This is a genomic window from Inquilinus ginsengisoli (genome assembly GCF_031453975.1).
In the GTDB taxonomy this organism is placed as follows: Bacteria; Pseudomonadota; Alphaproteobacteria; order DSM-16000; family Inquilinaceae; genus Inquilinus; species Inquilinus ginsengisoli_A.
Genome location: NZ_JAVDPW010000003.1, coordinates 350,463 through 367,562, shown reverse-complemented (window position 1 = coordinate 367,562; position 17,100 = coordinate 350,463). Strand labels below are relative to the sequence as shown.

Annotated in this window: 17 protein-coding genes; 10 read left to right on the top strand and 7 right to left on the bottom strand. The window is 71.1% G+C overall.

The annotated features are described in order from the left end of the window. Positions 1-2: 2 nt before the first annotated feature. Positions 3-2,063 (top strand): acetate--CoA ligase family protein, encoded by a 2,061-nt coding sequence (locus E9232_RS09485; RefSeq protein WP_309793684.1) that lies wholly within the window; start codon positions 3-5, stop codon positions 2,061-2,063. 46 nt (positions 2,064-2,109) lie between these two features. Here E9232_RS09485 and E9232_RS09480 read toward each other — a convergent pair whose 3' ends face one another. Beyond that, the gene (locus E9232_RS09480) at positions 2,110-2,406 is read right to left on the bottom strand and encodes a hypothetical protein (RefSeq protein WP_309793683.1); all 297 of its coding nucleotides are present in this window, start codon (positions 2,404-2,406) and stop codon (positions 2,110-2,112) included. Positions 2,407-2,846: 440 nt separating this feature from the next. On the opposite strand from E9232_RS09480, the gene E9232_RS09475 reads away from it, so the two are divergent. Genes E9232_RS09475 through E9232_RS09460 form a run of 4 tightly spaced genes read left to right on the top strand, consistent with a single transcriptional unit; the run spans position 2,847 to position 8,101 of the window. Further along, entirely contained in the window at positions 2,847-4,106 is a 1,260-nt protein-coding gene (locus E9232_RS09475) for a sarcosine oxidase subunit beta family protein (protein WP_309793682.1), read from the top strand. A gap of 11 nt (positions 4,107-4,117) precedes the next feature. After that, positions 4,118-4,393, top strand: coding sequence for a sarcosine oxidase subunit delta (locus tag E9232_RS09470; RefSeq protein ID WP_309793681.1), 276 nt, complete (start codon positions 4,118-4,120; stop codon positions 4,391-4,393). After that, the gene (locus E9232_RS09465) at positions 4,390-7,500 is read left to right on the top strand and encodes a 2Fe-2S iron-sulfur cluster-binding protein (RefSeq protein ID WP_309793680.1); all 3,111 of its coding nucleotides are present in this window, start codon (positions 4,390-4,392) and stop codon (positions 7,498-7,500) included. The genes E9232_RS09470 and E9232_RS09465 overlap by 4 nt, the downstream gene beginning before the upstream one ends. Continuing rightward, positions 7,493-8,101, top strand: a complete 609-nt coding sequence (locus tag E9232_RS09460) for a sarcosine oxidase subunit gamma family protein (protein WP_309793679.1) — start codon at positions 7,493-7,495, stop codon at positions 8,099-8,101. Before E9232_RS09465 ends, E9232_RS09460 begins: the two co-directional genes overlap by 8 nt. Before the next feature lie 136 nt (positions 8,102-8,237). Here E9232_RS09460 and E9232_RS09455 read toward each other — a convergent pair whose 3' ends face one another. Then, entirely contained in the window at positions 8,238-8,567 is a 330-nt protein-coding gene (locus E9232_RS09455; protein ID WP_309793678.1) for an STAS domain-containing protein, read from the bottom strand. Between the two features lie 21 nt (positions 8,568-8,588). Further along, positions 8,589-9,065: an ATP-binding protein gene (locus tag E9232_RS09450; RefSeq protein WP_309793677.1), complete on the bottom strand. Its 477-nt coding sequence runs from the start codon at positions 9,063-9,065 to the stop codon at positions 8,589-8,591. A 242-nt stretch (positions 9,066-9,307) separates the two neighbouring features. Between E9232_RS09450 and E9232_RS09445 the strand changes: the two genes are divergently transcribed. Both E9232_RS09445 and E9232_RS09440 read left to right on the top strand, forming a co-directional pair. Beyond that, positions 9,308-9,799: a hypothetical protein gene (locus E9232_RS09445; protein ID WP_309793676.1), complete on the top strand. Its 492-nt coding sequence runs from the start codon at positions 9,308-9,310 to the stop codon at positions 9,797-9,799. A 68-nt stretch (positions 9,800-9,867) separates the two neighbouring features. Continuing rightward, entirely contained in the window at positions 9,868-10,263 is a 396-nt protein-coding gene (locus E9232_RS09440; protein ID WP_309793675.1) for a YybH family protein, read from the top strand. A 7-nt stretch (positions 10,264-10,270) separates the two neighbouring features. On the opposite strand, the gene E9232_RS09435 is transcribed toward E9232_RS09440, so the two are convergent. The 3 genes from E9232_RS09435 to E9232_RS09425 are packed head-to-tail and all read right to left on the bottom strand — an operon-like array spanning position 10,271 to position 12,054. After that, positions 10,271-10,783, bottom strand: coding sequence for a DUF1697 domain-containing protein (locus E9232_RS09435; protein WP_309793674.1), 513 nt, complete (start codon positions 10,781-10,783; stop codon positions 10,271-10,273). 18 nt (positions 10,784-10,801) lie between these two features. Continuing rightward, complete coding sequence (locus tag E9232_RS09430) at positions 10,802-11,440, bottom strand: glutathione S-transferase family protein (protein WP_309793673.1); 639 nt, start codon at positions 11,438-11,440, stop codon at positions 10,802-10,804. After that, the gene (locus E9232_RS09425) at positions 11,434-12,054 is read right to left on the bottom strand and encodes a TetR/AcrR family transcriptional regulator (protein WP_309793672.1); all 621 of its coding nucleotides are present in this window, start codon (positions 12,052-12,054) and stop codon (positions 11,434-11,436) included. The genes E9232_RS09430 and E9232_RS09425 overlap by 7 nt, the downstream gene beginning before the upstream one ends. A 142-nt stretch (positions 12,055-12,196) precedes the next feature. On the opposite strand from E9232_RS09425, the gene E9232_RS09420 reads away from it, so the two are divergent. Both E9232_RS09420 and E9232_RS09415 read left to right on the top strand, forming a co-directional pair. Then, a complete protein-coding gene (locus tag E9232_RS09420; RefSeq protein WP_309793671.1) occupies positions 12,197-13,804 on the top strand; it encodes an FAD-dependent oxidoreductase in 1,608 nt (535 codons plus the stop codon). Between the two features lie 156 nt (positions 13,805-13,960). Continuing rightward, positions 13,961-15,112: an NAD(P)/FAD-dependent oxidoreductase gene (locus E9232_RS09415; protein WP_309793669.1), complete on the top strand. Its 1,152-nt coding sequence runs from the start codon at positions 13,961-13,963 to the stop codon at positions 15,110-15,112. 156 nt (positions 15,113-15,268) lie between these two features. On the opposite strand, the gene E9232_RS09410 is transcribed toward E9232_RS09415, so the two are convergent. Continuing rightward, positions 15,269-16,189, bottom strand: coding sequence for a hypothetical protein (locus E9232_RS09410; RefSeq protein WP_309793667.1), 921 nt, complete (start codon positions 16,187-16,189; stop codon positions 15,269-15,271). A gap of 184 nt (positions 16,190-16,373) precedes the next feature. On the opposite strand from E9232_RS09410, the gene E9232_RS09405 reads away from it, so the two are divergent. Continuing rightward, positions 16,374-17,021 carry an RraA family protein gene (locus E9232_RS09405; protein ID WP_309793665.1) on the top strand — a complete coding sequence of 216 codons (648 nt, stop codon included), beginning with the start codon at positions 16,374-16,376 and terminating at the stop codon, positions 17,019-17,021. Positions 17,022-17,100 lie beyond the last annotated feature (79 nt).

The following is a 17,100-nucleotide window of genomic DNA, read 5'->3' as shown; positions in this document are numbered from 1 at the left end:
CCATGGCGCACCGGCTGGACCCGCTGCTGCGCCCCCGATCGATCGCGGTGGTCGGCGCCAGCGCCCGGCCCGGTTCGGTCGGAAATGTCATGCTGCGGCAGCTGGTCGAGGGCGGTTTCCCCGGCCCGGTGCATCCGGTCAACCCGAAGGGCGGCACGCTGCAGGGCCTGCCCTGCCTGCCGACGCTCGACGACCTGCCGGAGCCGGTGGAACACGCCGCCTTCTGCATCGGCGACGAGCAGATCGCGGCCGGATTCGAGGAAGCGCTGCGGCAGGGGGTGAAGGCCGCCACCATCGTCGCGCCGCTGGCCGACCCCGTCTTGCGCGAGCGCATCCGGGCCATGGCGGCGGAGGCCGGGGTAAAGCTCTGCGGCGGCAACGGCATGGGCTTCTACAACTTCACCGACCGGGTGCGGCTGTGCGGCTTCGCCACCCGGCCGGACCATGTCCCCGGCGGCGCGGTGCTGCTGACCCATTCCGGGTCGCTGTTCACCGCGCTGGTCGATGCCGAGGCGCGGATCGACTACGCCCTCGCCGTCTCCTCCGGCCAGGAGCTGACGACCACCCTGGCCGATTATCTCGACTTCGCCCTGGACCAGCCGGAGACCCGGGTGGTCGGGCTGTTCCTGGAATCCGCGCGCGACCCCGCCGGCTTCATCGCGGCGCTGGCCAAAGCCCAGGCGCGCAACGTGCCGGTGGTGGCGCTGAAGGTCGGGCGGACCAAAGCGAGCGCCGGCCTGGCGCTGAGCCATTCCGGCGCCATCGCCGGCGACCACGCCGCCTATGACGCACTGTTCGAGCGCCACGGCGTCGGCCAGGTCCGGTCGATCGACGAGCTGGCGATGGCGATGATGGTGCTGCCGGTCGCCAACGGCATCGGCCCCGGCGGCCTGGCCAGCACCCATGACAGCGGCGGCGAGCGCGGGCTGATGGTCGACCTGGCGGCCGCAGCCGGCGTGCCCTTCGCCGCGCTGGCGCCGGAGACCGTGGCCAGGCTGGAGGCGGCGCTGGATCCCGGCCTGCCGCCGGTCAATCCGCTCGACCATTGGGGCACCGGCCGCAACTATCCCGCCGATTTCGAGGCCTGTTTCCAGGCGCTGATGGCCGACCCGGACACCGCGCTGGGCGCGCTGGCGCTGGACCGCGCCGCGGGCGGCCAGGTGACGCCGCTGTATCTCGAGATCGCGCATCGGGCGCGGGCGGCCAGCGGCAAGCCGGTGGTCATCGTGTCGAACCATCAGGGCAGCGGCGCCGACCCGGCGGCCGTGGCCTCCACCCGCGCCGGGGTGCCGGTGCTGGACGGGGTGCCGGCCTTCCTACGCGCCTGCCGCCTGGCCTTCGACCGGCGCGACGCGGCGGCCCGGCCGGCGATGCGCCCGCCCGCCGCCCCGGCCGCGATGGTCGAGACCTGGCGCCGGCGGCTGGCCGACGGGCATGCCATCGGCGAGGCCGAGGCGCTGCGCCTGCTGGCCGATTTCGGGCTGACGGTCACGCCCTGCGCCGCCGCCAAGGACGAATCCGAGGCGGTCGAGGCGGCGATGCGGATCGGCTTTCCGGTGGCGCTGAAGACGGTCGGCGTCGCCCATAAATCCGATGTCGACGGGGTGCGGCTCGGCCTCGCCGACCCGGCCGCCATTCGTGCCGCCCATCGCGATCTCGCCGCCCGGCTGGGCCCGCGCGTGCTGGTGGCGCGCATGGCGCAGGGCCGGGGTGTCGAGATGATGCTGGGGCTGCATCGCGACCCGGATTTCGGGCCGGTGGTGTTGATCGGCTTCGGCGGCATCCACGCCGAGATCCTCAAGGACGCCGTCTTCGCCCTGCCGCCCTTCGACGCCGCCGAGGCGCGGCGGCTGATCGACCGGCTGCGGCTGCGGCCGCTGCTGGACGGCGCCCGCGGCGCCCCGCCGGCGGATATCGACGCCATGGCCCAGACGACGGCGCGGTTCTCCGCCCTCGCCGCCGCGCTGGGCGACCTGATCGAGACGATCGACGTCAACCCGATCCTGGTCCTGCCCCGCGGCGCCGTCGCCGTCGATGCACTGGTGGCGGCGCGCCGCCCCTAAGTGCATCTACGACAATGGGCACTTCTGAGGCTGGGTCAGTCCGGGCTTACCAGCGACCGCGCCCACGGCCGTAGCCGCGATGGCCCCAGCCATCGTTGCGGCGGCGGTAGTAGCCGTGATCGTTGTCATCGGCCAGGGCCGCGCCCACGGCGAGGCCGCCCAGCGCCAGGACGCCGACGGCGAGCGCCGTGTTGGTGTCCTGCTGCTGGCGCTCCGCCTGGGCCTGGTAGGACAGCTGGCCGAGCGCGTTGCAGGCATTGCCGTCGCCGTAGGAGCATTGCTGTGACGCGTAGTTCAGCTGCGTTTCCGACGGGGTCGGACCGCAGGCGGCCAACAGAGCCAAAACACCAACAATACCAACACGCCAGGGGCGAAACCTCAACGTACCGGTGATCATGTCCATCTCCTGCCGATCGAAGTTGGCCGATCGGCTCTGCCAAGTATCAATTGAGGCAAATCCGTGTCCTTTTGTCGTCAGAACCCGGACTTGCCCACAGGGCGGTTGGATGACATGCTGTATCCTACGCCCCTTCCGCAGCAATACACGGATGATACTCGAAACTCCGTCGCAGAATCTTGATGGCGACCACCGGTCAATGCGGCAGACCGTAGCAAGGCATCCGCCCGGTCACCCGAAACCGCCAAAGACGCCTGCCGGACAGGCGGTCCGGACGGGGCTGAAGCGCGGCCCGCCCAACATCCCTCTTCCCCCTAAGATACAGTGGTGTACTGTACCGCCAAGGTGAGGCGCGCCGGACAACCGGCGGATGCGGGGCGCAACGGATGCAGCGTTATTCCTTCCTGTCGCTGGCACAGAAGGCGCTGGGCGGCCATCGCGGCTGGGAGCCGGCATGGCGCAAGGCGACGCCGAAGAAGAGCTACGACGTGGTCATCGTCGGCGGCGGCGGGCACGGCCTGGCCACCGCCTACTACCTCGCCCGCAACCACGGCATCACCAATGTGGCGCTGGTCGAGCGCGGCTGGATCGGCGGCGGCAATGTCGGCCGCAACACCACGGTGGTGCGTTCGAACTACCTGCTGCCGGACAACCAGCATTTCTACGAATGGTCGCTGAAGCTGTGGCATGAGCTGAGCGAGGACCTGAACTACAACGTCATGTTCTCGGCGCGCGGCTCGATGTTCCTGGCGACCTCGCTGGGCGGCGCCATGGCGCTGCGCCGCCGCGGCAACGGCATGCGGCTGGCCGGGATCGACGCCGATTGGCTGGAGCCGGACGATCTGCGCCGGATCGCGCCGAACCTGGACTATTCCGACGGGGCGCTGTTCCCGCTGTACGGCGCGCTGATCCAGCGCCGCGGCGGCACCGCCCGGCACGACGCCGTGGCCTGGGGCTTCGCCCGCGCCGCCAGCGACCTGGGCGTCGACATCATCGAGGATTGCGAGGTCGTCGATTTTCTGCGCGAGGGCGAGCGCGTCACCGGGGTAATGACGGCCAAGGGCCCGATTTCCGCCGGCCGGGTCTGCCTCGCCACTGCCGGCTCCGCCTCGATCCTGGCCGGCAAGCTGGGGCTGAAGCTGCCGATCGAGAGCCACCTGCTGCAGGCCTTCGTCAGCGAGGGGCTGAAGCCGGTGGTCAACCAGGTCCTGTCCTGGGGCGGCACCGGCCATTTCTACATCAGCCAGTCCGACAAGGGCGGGCTGGTGTTCGGCGGCGACCTCGACGGCTACAACTCCTACGCCCAGCGCGGCAACCTGCCGGTGGTGGAGGACATCGCCACCGCCGCCATCGCGCTGATGCCGAACCTGTCGCGCACCCGCATCCTGCGCCACTGGGCCGGGGTGATGGACATGTCGATGGACGGCAGCCCGATCATCGGCCTGGCGCCGATCGACGGGCTGTTCCTGAACATGGGCTGGTGCTACGGCGGCTTCAAAGCCATCCCCGGCTCCGGCTGGGTCTGCGCCCACACCATCGCCAACGATGCCCCGCATGAGCTGAACCGCGCCTTCGCCCTGGACCGGTTCGAACGCGGCCGGATCATCGACGAGAACGGCGTCGGCCCGGTCGCGAACCGGCACTGAGGAGCAGACCCATGCGAATCCCCTGCCCCTGGTGCGGCCCGCGCGACCTGTCCGAATTCCACTATGGCGGCGACGCCGAGACGCCCCGCCCGCCGCATGACGAGACAGCGGCCGCGCCCTGGTTCGACCATGTCTACCGCCACGACAACCCGCGCGGCTCGCACCGCGAGTACTGGCAGCACAACTATGGCTGCCGGTCCTGGCTGCTGGTCACGCGCGACACGCTGACCCATGAGATCACGGCGGTCGAGCCGCTGCGGGCTCCCGCCAAGGGGGCCGGCCGATGACGTCCTATCGCCTGGCCCAGGGCGGGCTGATCGACCGGTCGCAGCGCCTCGGCTTCAGCTTCGACGGCCGCCGCTATGACGGCCATCCCGGCGACACCCTGGCCTCGGCCCTGCTGGCCAACGGCGTCCGATTGACCGGTCGATCGTTCAAATATCACCGGCCGCGCGGAATCCTCTCCGCCGGGTCGGAGGAGCCGAACGCGCTGGTCGAGCTGCGCAGCGGCGGCCGGCATGAGCCCAACACCCGCGCCACCATGGTCGAGCTGTATGACGGCTTGGCGGCCAACAGCCAGAACCGCTGGCCGTCTCTGGCCTTCGATGCGCTGGGCGTGGTCAACAGCCTGCTGTCCCCGGTGTTCCCGGCCGGCTTCTACTACAAGACCTTCATGTGGCCGGCCTCGTTCTGGGAGCCGGTCTATGAGCGCATCATCCGCCGCGCCGCCGGGCTGGGCACCGCCCCCAAGGAGACCGACCCCGACCGCTACGAACGCCGCCACGCCTTCTGCGACGTGCTGGTGGTCGGCGGCGGCCCGGCGGGCCTGAGCGCGGCCCTGGCCGCGGCCGATTCCGGCGCCCGAATCATCCTGTGCGACGAGAACGACCGCCTGGGCGGCGCCCTGCTGGGTGAGAGCGAGCCGGTCGAGGGCCAGGCCGCGGCCGACTGGGTGGCCGGCCGGGTCGCGGCGCTGCAGGGCTTCGGCGACCGCGTCACCCTGGTGCCGCGCGGCACCGCCTTCGGGATCTACGACCACGGCACGGTCGGGCTGGTCGAGCGCGTCGCCGACCACCTGGCCGAGCCGCCGCCGCATCTGCCGCGCCAGCGCTTCTGGACCATCCGCGCCGCGGCGGTGGTGGTCGCAGCCGGTGCGATCGAACAGCCGCTGGTGTTCCCCAACAACGACCGGCCCGGGGTGATGCTGGCCAATGCGGTGCGCCGCTACGCCAACCGCTACGCCGTGGCGCCCGGCAAGCGGGTGCTGGTGGCCGGCATCGACGACGGCGCGGCGCGCACCGCGCTGGACCTGAAGCGCCACGGCGTCGACGTCGCCGGGCTGGTCGATGCCCGCCCCGACCCGGCCGGACCGCTGGCCGAGCAGCTGCACGCCGCCGGCATCCCGGTCCATGCCGGGTCGACGGTGCGCGCGGCCCGCGGCAAGCTCGGCGTCGACGGCGCCCGCATCGGCCGGCTGGACGGCGAGGGCAAGGATGTCGCGGTCGATTGCGACGCCATCGCCATCTCCGCCGGCTGGATGCCGACCGCGCATCTGCTGAGCCAGCGCGGCATCCGCCCGCACTTCGACGGCACCCTGGGCAGCTTCGTGATGCCCGAGCTGGACGGCCCGCTGCTGGCCGCCGGCGCCTGCGCCGGCCGCGCCGGCACCGAAGTGGCGATTGCCGATGGTCTGGCGATCGGACGGCTGGCGGCGAGGGTTGCGAAGAGCGCTGGCGCCATTCCTAAAAGAGTCCCCCCTCCCCTCGCGGGAGGGGGCGAGGGGGAGGGGGTTGGTGCCGCCGATAGAGGATCGGCCGGACCGAGCCCCGCTTCGACAACCCCCTCCCCCTACCCCCCTCCCGCAGGGGGAGGGGGGACTCGATGGGCCCGCCCCGCCCCCAGCCCGGCCACGGGACCGGCGGTCACCGACCCGCAGGTCACGGGCAAGGCCTTCGTCGACTTCCAGAACGACGTCACCGCCGCCGACATCCGGCTGGCGGCGCGCGAGGGCTACACCTCGCCCGAGCACATGAAGCGCTACACCACCCAGGGCATGGCGACCGACCAGGGCAAGACCTCGAACGGCCCTGCCCTCGGCGTCCTGGCCGAGGCGCGGCACCTGCGCGCCGGCGACCTGGCGGCGCCGACCTTCCGCCCGCCCTACACGCCGGTGGCGTTCGGCGCCATCGCCGGCCGGTCGGTCGGCTGGCACGCCTACCCCACCCGGCGCCCGCCCTTCCACGAGATCCAGCGCGCCGACGGCGCCGTCTTCATCCGCTCCGGCGGCTGGCTGCGGCCGCACTACTACCCCCGGCCGGGCGAAAGCCTGGGCGAGGCGTCGCTGCGCGAGGCCCGGTATGTCCGGTCCCATGTCGGGGTGTTCGACGTCTCGACCCTGGGCAAGGTGGATGTCAACGGCCCCGACGCCGCGGCCTTCCTGGAGCGGCTCTACGTCAACCGGATCGAGACCCTGCCGGTCGGCCGCTCGCGCTATGGCATCATGCTGCGCGACGACGGCATCGTGCTGGACGACGGCACCGTGACGCGGCTGGCCGAGGACCGTTTCTACGTCACCACCACCAGCGCCAAGGCGCATGACGTGGTGCGGATGATGGAGCGGCTGACCGAGGTCGACTGGCCGGAGCTGCGGGTGGCGGTGACCGAGCTGACCGAGGCCCGCGCCGCCCTGGCGCTGACCGGGCCGCAGGCGCGGGACGTGCTGGCCCGGCTGGTCGGCGACGCCGCCGACGTCTCGAACGAGGCCTTGCCCTTCATGGCCGCGCGGGACGTGGTGGTCGACGGCCTGCCGATCCGCATCCTGCGCGTCAGCTTCACCGGCGAGCTGGGCTATGAGCTGCATGTCGAGGCCCAGCATGCCCATGCCCTGTGGCACCGGCTGATGGCGGCCGGCGAGCCGATCGGGCTGCAGCGCTTCGGGCTGGAGGCGCTGGAGCTGCTGCGGATCGAGAAGGGCTTCCTGACCGGCGCCGAGATCAACGGCCAGGTCACCCTGGCCGACCTGGCGCATGAGCGCTTCGCCAAGCGCGAGGGCCCCTACATCGGCAAGCCGATGGCGCAGCGCGAGGGGCTGGCCGACCCGGACCGGCCGCGGCTGGTCGGGCTGGTGTCGGAGGGCGGCGCGCCGCTGGTCGCCGGCGCCCATCTGGTCGAGGGCGGCATGTACCGCGCCCTCGAGCCGACCCAGGGCCATGTCACCTCCAGCTGCACCAGCCCGGTGACCGGGCTGCCGATCGGCCTGGGCTTCCTGGCCCGCGCCAAGGAACGGACGGGCGGCACCATCTTCGCCACCGACCCGCTGCGCGGCAGCCACATCCAGGTGCGGGTGGTCGAACCCTGCATGTACGACCCGAAGGGGGAGCGCGTCCGTGACTGATCTGAACCCGATCGAGATGCTGTCAACCCTGGACGCCGACGGGCTGACCTTCCGGCCCTGGCGCCCCGCCGCGATCCTGCAGCTCGCCGCCTGGAGCGAGGACTCCGCCGCCGCCTTGGCGGCCTGGGAGCGCGGCGTGTTCGGCGCCTTTATCGCCGGGGCCGGCGCGACGCTGACGGCGGGCAGGCTGCGGCTGTGGCCGGTCGCCCCCTGGCGCCGGCTGCTGATCGCCGAGGCCGGCGCCGCTCTGCCGGAGCTGCCGGCGGAGGTCGCCGCGGTGCCCTGCACCGGCGGCTATGTCGGGCTGCGGCTGGACGGGAAGCGGTCGCGCGACCTGCTGGCCAAGCTGGCGGCGGTCGACCTGCACCCGGACATGCTGGCCGAGGGCGACTTCGCCACCGCCAGGCTGGAGCATGTGCGGGTGCATCTGCAGCGCGCCGGGGCCGACGCCTTCGACCTGCTGCTGCCAGTGTCCTATGCCGAGTTCACCCTCGGCGCCCTGGCCGACGGCGCGCTGGAATACGGCGCCCGGATCGACCCGGCCCTGCTGCACCGCCCGACCCCGCCCCAGGAATCGCCGCGGGCGTTCAGCCTGAAGTAGTCGCCTCCCTCGCTCCCCCCAAATCGTCATTGCGAGGAGGCGAAGCCGACGAAGCAATCCATGGACCCGCACGAGCGGCCCGATGGATTGCTTCGCTGCGCTCGCAATGACGATGTTGAGAGCCTAAAAGTCCCGATCAGGCAAAGGATTTGACCGCCTCGTCCTCGCTGTCGAAAACCTCGAACACGGTGCCGAGCCGGGCGATCGCCAGGACCTCCTGGACCTTGGGCTGGAGCGAGACCAGCTTCAGCGTCCCGCCGCGGGCGGACACCGCGGTGCGGCTGCTGGCCAGCACGTTGATTCCGGATGAGTTGAGGAAGTCGACCCCGCCGAGGTTCAGCACGATCCTGGTGGCGCCGCCGTCAAGCGCCTGGCGCAGGCCCGAATCGTCCTCGCCGATGCCGAGCCCGCCGACGACGTCCACGATGGTGACCCCGTCCCGGACGCGGGTGGTGATGTTCGCCATGATCTTCCCTTTCCTCTGGTTTCAGTGATCCGAGCCGGGGCGGGGCGGGTCCCCACCCAGGCGCCGGCGCAGGGTGGCGACGGTGCCTCCCGTCGCGCCGGGCCCATGGCCGACCTCGTCCATCAAGGCCCGCATGAGCAGGAGGCCGCGGCCACCCGGCCGAGCCAGGTTTTCCGGCAGCAGCGGATCGGCGACACCGGCCGGGTCGAAGCCGGCCCCCCGGTCCGCGACGCGGATGACGAGGTCTTCGCCGTCGCACCCGAGCTGGACCTCGACCGGCCGGCCAGGATTCCGGCGATTGCCGTGGACGATGGCGTTGACCACCGCCTCATGCGTCGCGAGGCCGACCCGGTGGCGGGCGTCGTCGTCGAGGCCGAGCCGCCGCAGCGCCGCATCCAGCCGGGCCTGGACGGTGCCTATCGCCTCCAGCCGGCTGGGGATCGCGAGATCGAGCAGCATGTCCTGCATGGCAAAGCCCACGTCGACGCCATTGATCATACCCGATCATCTGCAGTCATGAATTGCAACATGCAAACTTAATTGTTCGTAATTCCCATTTCTCATAAATAAAAATAAAATCAATATTATCGTCTATCGATTTATGGTCGATGTCTTCTTAACCGAAGGCGATCACGGATATCCCCGGCATTGGGGCAGGCCCGGAACCGCAATTTTCTCCAAGCGGCGGCCGCCCGGCACGGCCTAATCCAGGACTCCCCGATGCCACCGGAGTCCCCGCCATGCCCGCCTTCCCGTCCCTGACCGCCGCCCTGCTCGCCGACGGTCCGGCGCCGGACCGCACCGACAAGATGGCGCTCTATGGCTGGCTGATCGGCGACTGGGAGATGGACACCCGCCTGTTCGCCGAGGACGGCAAGGCGACGCCGGGCCATGGCGAGATCCATTTCGGCTGGGCGCTGCAGGGCCGCGCCATCCAGGATGTCTGGATCCTGCCCGGCGCCTTCTTCGGCACCACGCTCAGGATCTACGACCCCGGCCTCGACGCCTGGCACATCCTGTGGCACGACCCGCTGAAGCAGCTCTACGTCAGGCAGATCGGCCGGGCCGAGGGGCGCGACATCGTCCAGCTCGGCCGCGACGACAGCGGCGCCGCGATCCGCTGGAGCTTTCGCGAGATCACCCCGGACAGCTTCGTCTGGCGCGCCGAGCGCTCGCCCGATGGCGAGCACGGCTGGCGCCTGCTGGCCGAGTTCCGGGCCTGGCGGGTCTGATCCGGGGGCTGGTCGCGCGGCCGCATCCGGCTAGATTGCTTTCGTCCCGCAAACCGGAGAGGCCCGCGATGACGGATGACGAGCGCGCGATCCGCGACCTGGTCGAGACCTGGATGGAGGCCAGCAAGGCCGGCGACACGGCGACGGTCCTGAGCCTGATGTCGGACGACGCCGTCTTCATGGTCCCCGGCCACGAGCCTTTCGGCAAGGAGGCGTTCGCCGCAGCCTCCGCCGGCCAGTCGGAGTTCCACATCGACGGCCGCGGCGAGATCCGCGAGCTGCAGGTGCTGGGCGACTGGGCCTGGCTGCGCAGCCATCTCGATATCACCATGATCCCGCCGGTCGGCCAGAAGGTGCGGCGCGCGGGCTGGACCCTGACCATCCTGCACAAGCAGCCGGACGGGCGCTGGCTTCTGGCCCGCGACGCCAACCTGCTGACGGTGCAGCCCGCCGCCGCGGGGTGACCGCGCCTCAGCCCTCGCCGGCCATCTCCGCCAGCTTGGCGACGGTGTTCATGTTGCGGGCGGTGCCGGCCTTGGCCGCCGGGATCGCCAGCTTGGACCGGGCCATGCCATCGCCGTAATGCACGTAGATCTCGCGCCTGCCGAGCCGCATCTCCTCGCCCTGCCGGCCGGTCGCCTTGTCCAGCGCATCGGCGGGCGGCGGGGCGTCGAGGAAGATCGCTACGGTCCGGTTCGGCGCGGCATCCGGGAACGGATTCGCCGCCAGGACCTGCGCCATTTCCGCCGCAGTGCGCACCAATACGCCGACTGGCTTGCCGGCACGGGCTTCGAGCGCCGCCTCCACCGCCGCCTTGACCTTGGCCTCGGTCTTGTCGCTGCGGCAGACCACGTTGCCGCTGGCGATGTAGGTGCGGATGTCGGCGAGGCCCGCCGTCTCGCACAGCGCCTTCAAGTCGCTCATCGGCAGCTTGCCGGTGCCGCCGACATTCACCGCCCGCAGCAGGATCACGAAGCTGGTCATGGCCGCCTCCCGGGTGGATCAATAGGCCAGCCGGCCATACATGTCGTCGAAGGGCATCATCACATGCTGGCGATAGGCCGGCCGCTCAGCCAAGCGGGCATACCAGGCGCGGACATGCGGCACCGCCGGCGTCTCCAGCCCCATGCCGAAATAGCGGTACAGCACGGTGCCGGCCGGGATGTCGCCGAGGCCGAAGGCGTCGCCGGCCAGGAACGGCCGGTCGGCCAGATGCGCGTCCAGCAGCCGGAAATGCCCGGCACAGGCTTCCCTTTTGCGGGCGATCTGCTCTTGGTCACGGTCGGCCTCCGGCGTTCGCCAATGGCCCCAAAACAAATCCATGAAGTCGCGCTGCAGCGTCGCCAGCGACCAGTCCATCCAGCGGTCGGCCTGCGACCGTTCGGCCGGATCCTGGGGCCACAGGCGGCCGTCGCGGGCGGCGAGGTAGCGCAGGATGGCGTGCGATTCCCAAACCATCGTGCCGTCCTCGTCGATCACCGGCACCCTTCCATGCGGGTTCATCGCGCGGAAGGCCGGGTCGTCCAGCCCGCCGAAGTCGCCGCCGGCCGGGACATGCGTGTGCGGCAGGTCGAGTTCGCCCACCAGCCACATCACCTTCTGCACGTTGAAGGCGTTGCGCCGGCCCCAGATCGTCAGCATGGCCCGTTTTCCCCGATCGGTCGTCCGGTCAAGACATCGTCGTAGATCGAGAGGTAGCGCAGCCGGTCGGCCCGCGGCTCGCGGAACGCCATGGCGTAGTAGCCGATCTGATGGAAGTAGCTGACCCGGGTGCGGATCAGCGCCTCGTCACCGGCATAGCCCATCTGGTCGAAGGCGCGGCGCAGCAGGCCCATGCGGAACGCGTCCGCGCCCTGCACCGCCTGCGCCACCTCCTTCGCCGACCGGCCCCAGTCGCGCACCGCCATGTCCAGCGCCGGGCTGAACGGGTCTTCGTCGACCCAGACGTTGCGGAAGGCGCGGAACAGCGCCGTGCCCTGGAGGTCGTCCCGGCCGTCCAGCGCCTGGAACGGGCCGCAGTTGCGCCGCCGCCATTCGTCCAGCAGCGCCGCCAGCAGGTCCTTGCGGTCCTTGAAGTGGAAATAGAAGCTGCCGCGCGTCACCTTCAGCGTCTTGGCCAGCCGGTCGACCTTGACGCCGGCGACGCCGCCCTTCGCCAGCACCTTCAGCGCGGCGCCGACCCAGTCCTCGCGGCTCAGCGTCCGGCGGCCATTGCCCGCCTCCGCCGTCGCTCTGCTGCTGTTCCCTGTCGCCAATGCGTCGGTCCTCGATCGGTGCCGGCTGTAGCCTTGGGTCACCAGCCAGAAGCCGACCCCACCCTGTATGCCCGCAGCAGGCGACGCCCTGCAAGGCAAGAGGGGAGCCGGCCCGGACGCCGCGTCGGAGAACGAGCCAGCCATGTCCCATCCCCCCATCGACCCGAAATCGGTTGCCGGAAAGACCCCCGAGGTCGAACGCCACGTCCAGCTGCTGGTGGTCGGCGGCGGACCGGCCGGCATCGCCGCGGCGGCCGAGGCGGCCGAGCGCGGGCTGGAGGTGCTGCTGGTCGACGAGAACCCGGTCGACGGCGCCCTGATCGGCATGGATGTGCCGCTGCATTTCGGCGGCCGCGCCACCGCCGCGGTGAACACCCCCGGCCGCCTGCTGGAGCGGATCATCGAGGCGTCGCCGGAGCTGGCGGATCTCTACGACAAGGGCGTCGAGGTGATGCTGCAGACCACGGTCTGGGGCCTGTTCGCCAACGCGCCGGGGGTGCAGTGGATGCCGGGCCCGGTGGCCGGGCTGGCCGACACCGACCGGTCCTGGCTGGTCGGCTTCGACAGGGTGGTGGTGGCGGCCGGGCGGCGCGACCTCGGCATGTCCTTCCCGGGCTGGGACCTGCCCGGGGTGATGGGGGTGACCGCGGCGCACCGGCTGATCGCCGGCTATGACGCGTTCGCCGGCCGGAAGCTGCTGATCCTGGGATCCGGCGCCGAGGCGCTGGACCTGGCGCTGACCGCGTTGGAGCGCGGGCTGGAGGTCGCCGGCATCGTCGAGGTCGCGGCCGAGCCGGTCGGCCCGGCGGCGCTGGCCGAGGCGGTCAGGGCCCATGGCGTGCCGGTCTTCACCGGCCATGTCATCAAGGCGGCGTCGGGCGGGGTCGACGGGGTGTCCCGCGCCACGCTGGTGCGGGTCGATGACGGGCTGTCGCCGGTGGCCGGCAGCGAGCGCGACATCGATTGCGACACCGTCGCCCTGGCCATCGGCACGGTGCCGAACATCGAGCTGCTGGCGGCGCTGGACGCCAGGCTGGTGCACGACCTCGACCGCGGCGGCCATGTCCCGGTGACCGAGGCCGACGGCCGCACCGCCCTGCCCTTCGCCTATGCCGTGGGCGACTGCGCCGGCATCCACGCCGCCAAGTCGGTCGACGCCGCGGTGGCGCGGCAGGAGGGCCGGGTGGCCGCGATCGCCGCCGCCGTCACGCTGGGCAAGGCCGCGGAGGGCGACGTCGCGGCTGCCCGCGTTGGGCTGGCGCAGCCGCTGCAGGGCCAGGGCGACCACCGCATGACCTGGCTGAAGGCGCTGCTCAACACCGGCGGGCTCGACGTCCTGGTCTGCCAGTGCGAGGAGGTCAGCCGCGGCGAGCTGCTGGACGTCAGCCCGCCGCGCTATCTCGAGCGCAAGTCGAACAAGATGGGCACCCGGTCGCTGACCACGCTGCTGGAGGACGGCCCGGTCAACCAGGATCAGGTCAAGCGCCTGACCCGCGCCGGCATGGGGCTGTGCCAGGGCCGCCGCTGCCGTGAGCAGGTGGCGATGCTGCTGGCGCTGTCGTCGCATGTCGATGTCGGCCAGGTGCCGCTGGCGAGCTATCGCCCGCCGGTGCGGCCGCTGCCGCTGAAGGTGCTGTGGCCGCAGGACGAGGCCGAATTGGTGCGCCAGGAATGGGATTCCTGGTTCGGCATCGAGAGCCAGTGGGTGCCCTGGTGGGACATCCCGCCGGGCGGGACCCCGCAGGATTGAGCAGATGCAGCCTCTTTCCCTCTCCCTCCATCGTCATTCCCGCGAAAGCGGGAATCTCCCTCCGGCCGGTCGGCATCGCCCCGAAGAGATCCCCGCTTTCGCGGGGATGACGTCTTCATTCAATCTTTCGATGAGCTTCAAGACGGGGTCAAAGCCATGACCAACGACAAGGGCGCTTCGGTCGTCATCATCGGCGGCGGCGTCACCGGGCTGAGCACGGCGTGGTGGCTGGCGCGCGGCGGCGTCGACGTGCTGGTACTGGAGAAGGGCATCGTCGGCTGGGAGGCGTCGGGCCGCAACGGCGGCGGCTGCACCCACCCGCAGAGCCCGCTGTTCCCGGAGGAGCAGCGGCTGTGGCCGCAGATGGACGAGCTGCTGGGCTATCCCACCGAGCACCAGCAGCACCGGCTGAAGATCGTCCTGCACGAATCCGACGTCGAGTTCATGCTGGGCTGGGTCCGGATGGGCGAGAAGCAGGGCTTCCACTACGACACCCTGGACGGCAAGCAGATCCGCGAGCTGGCACCGCTGGCCGGCGACACGGTGGAGCGCGGCTACCTGCTGAAATACGGCGGCCACGCCAACCCGCAGCGCACCAGCCAGGCCTATGCCTGGGCGCTGCAGGACCATGGCGGCCGCATCCTGCAGCATTGCACCGTGACCGGCTTCGACACCGCCGGCGGCAAGGTGACCGGCGTGCGCACCAGCCGCGGCGACTTCGCCTGCGACCATGTGGTGATCGCCGCCGGGCCGCAGACCGGCCTGCTGGCCGAGATGCTGGGCGTCGACCTGCCGATCGCCTCCGGCCGGGCCGAGATGATCGTGACCGAGCCGCTGCCGGCGATGCCGATGAGCGGGGTCGACGGCAACGGCCTGTACGGGCGGCAGACGCTGCGCGGCAACCTGGTCTATGGCGGCGGGCCGCATGAATGGCTGCCGCCGGTCGACCTCGGGACGCCGCCCAAGCCGTCCAGCCCGCTCTTGCGCAACATCGGCCGGCGGCTGATGGAGCTGTTCCCCAAGGCGGCGCATGTCCGGATGATCCGCAGCTGGTCGGGGGTGATCGAGAACACGCCGGATGGGCGCGCGGTGATCGACCGGATGCCGGGCTTCGACAACGCCATCGTGGCGACGATGTCGAGCGTCGGCTTCGGCCTGTCGCCGGCCAGCGGCCACGCCATCCGCGACCTGATCGTCGATGGCGCCTGCAGCTTCGCCGACCTGTCGTCGATGCGCCTCGACCGCTTCGCCGGCCTGCCCAAGGACTGGCGCGAAGCCCAGGGCTGGCTGCCGCCGGTCGCGGCCTGAGGCCGGGGCAGCCCTTCGCGTCGCCTCTGCCGCCTTCCTCCCTCGTCATTGCGAGCGCAGCGAAGCAATCCATCGGGCCGTTCGAGCGGACCCATGGATGGATTCGTCGGCTTCGCCTCCTCGCAATGACGGGTGTGGATGGTAAAGGCAGCGCCCCTACCCCGTGTCCGGCGGCTTGCGTCTTTCGACACCGGTCGGGCACGGTTCCGGCCGATCGTCCTCCACCGGCGGCAGGTCCATCTCCGCCAGGGACCGGTCCCCCTCCGCGACCCAGCGCTCCGCCTGCTCCGGCGGCAGCCCGAAGGTCGGGCAGATCAGGGCGACGGCCTCCGCCGCCGGGCGGGTCTCCGCGATCGCCATCAGCTCCGGCCGGTCCATCTGCCTGGTCATCTCGGCGAAGCGGCGCTCCCACTCGGCCGCGTCCTTCGCCCCGGCCTTGATCGCGGCGCTCAGCGCCATGATCACCCGCAGCCGGCGCCGGATCGCGACGGGGTCCAGCAGCCCGGCGGGGTCCGGGGCCGCCTCCTCCAGCGGCGCGAAGCCCAGCTCCTCCAGGGTCATGTCCCCGATCGCGAGCCAGTTCCGGGTGTCCTCCGGCAGCCCGAGCCCCCGGCACAGCCGGGCCACGGCCGCCGGCGCCGGGCAGGTCTCGACCATCTCCACCACATCGGGCCGCTCGAACAGGTCGCGGATGTCGCCGAAGCGCGAGCGGGCCTTCGTCTCCTGGGCTTCGGTCTCGACGCCGTGATAGTTCGCGGCGGCCACGGCCATGAGCGCCCGCAGCCTGGGCGACGCCCTGCCGGCCGGCTCGGCCGATCGGGTCTTGCCCTCCTCGGGCGGGCGGGAGAGCTTGTCCTCCAGCAGCAGGGTCAGCCGCAGCGAGCGGGTGACAGTGGCGATGCGCTGGCAATAGTCGACGCCGGGCTGCGGCGTCTTCACCGCCTCGGCGCGGGTCGCCTCCATCACCTCCATCTGGATCTCGGCCGCCCGGGCCAGCAGCCGCAGATGCCGCGCCGCCCGCTCCTCCTGGGGAGCGGCCGGGGCCTCTGCTGTCTGGGCGGTCTGCGGTTTGTCCATGGAACGTATCATGAACGAGAATCGAGAGTTAAGGCTATATGGACTCCATATTTTTTGTCATGCCACGGCTTGACCGTGGCATCCAGGGGCGGCCAGAACCGCTCTTGGTGGCCCCTGGATTGCCCGGTCAAGCCGGGCAATGACAGATTGGGACTATCCGCGGAGCCCTTGGGAGACCCACACCATGACCGACCTGACCGCCCGGCTGGAGGCCTGCTATTCCGGCGCCGTGTTCGACGTGCTGCGCGACCTCGGCCACGCCAATTGCGTGCTGCCGCGCAGCATCGCCGCGATCGACCCGGACACCAGCGTCTGCGGCCGGGTCTTCACCATCCGCGGCCGGCCGGACGACACCGTCGACGCGCATCAGAGCCTGCTGGCCTGGACCGAGCTGCTGACCGTGGTGCCCAAGGACCATGTCGCGATCTGCCAGCCCCAGGACGATGTGCGGGCGCTGATGGGCGAGCTGTCGGCCGAGGCCCTGCAGTCGCGCGGCGTGCGCGGCTACATCGTCGATGGCGGGTCGCGCGACAACGCCTTCATCCGCAAGCTGGGCTTCCCGCTGTTCGCCCGCTTCCGCAGCCCGCGCGACATCGTCGCCGCCTGGGTGCCGGAGGCCTATGGCGAGCCGATCACCATCGGCCAGGTCAGGATCGCCACCGGCGACTGGGTGGTGGCCGACATCGACGGGGTCGTCATCATCCCCGAGGCCCTGGCCGAGACGGTGGTGGCCAAGGTCGAGGACGTGATGAAGCAGGAGAACCTGGTGCGCAAGGCGATCCTGGAGGGCATGGCCCCCAAGGACGCCTATCTGCGCTTCGGCAAGTTCTAGAACGGGACGCGCTTCCCACGCGCCAGAGCCGGATGAATTGGTCGGATCACGCTGGGCGTTGCCTCTCCCGCTTGCGAGA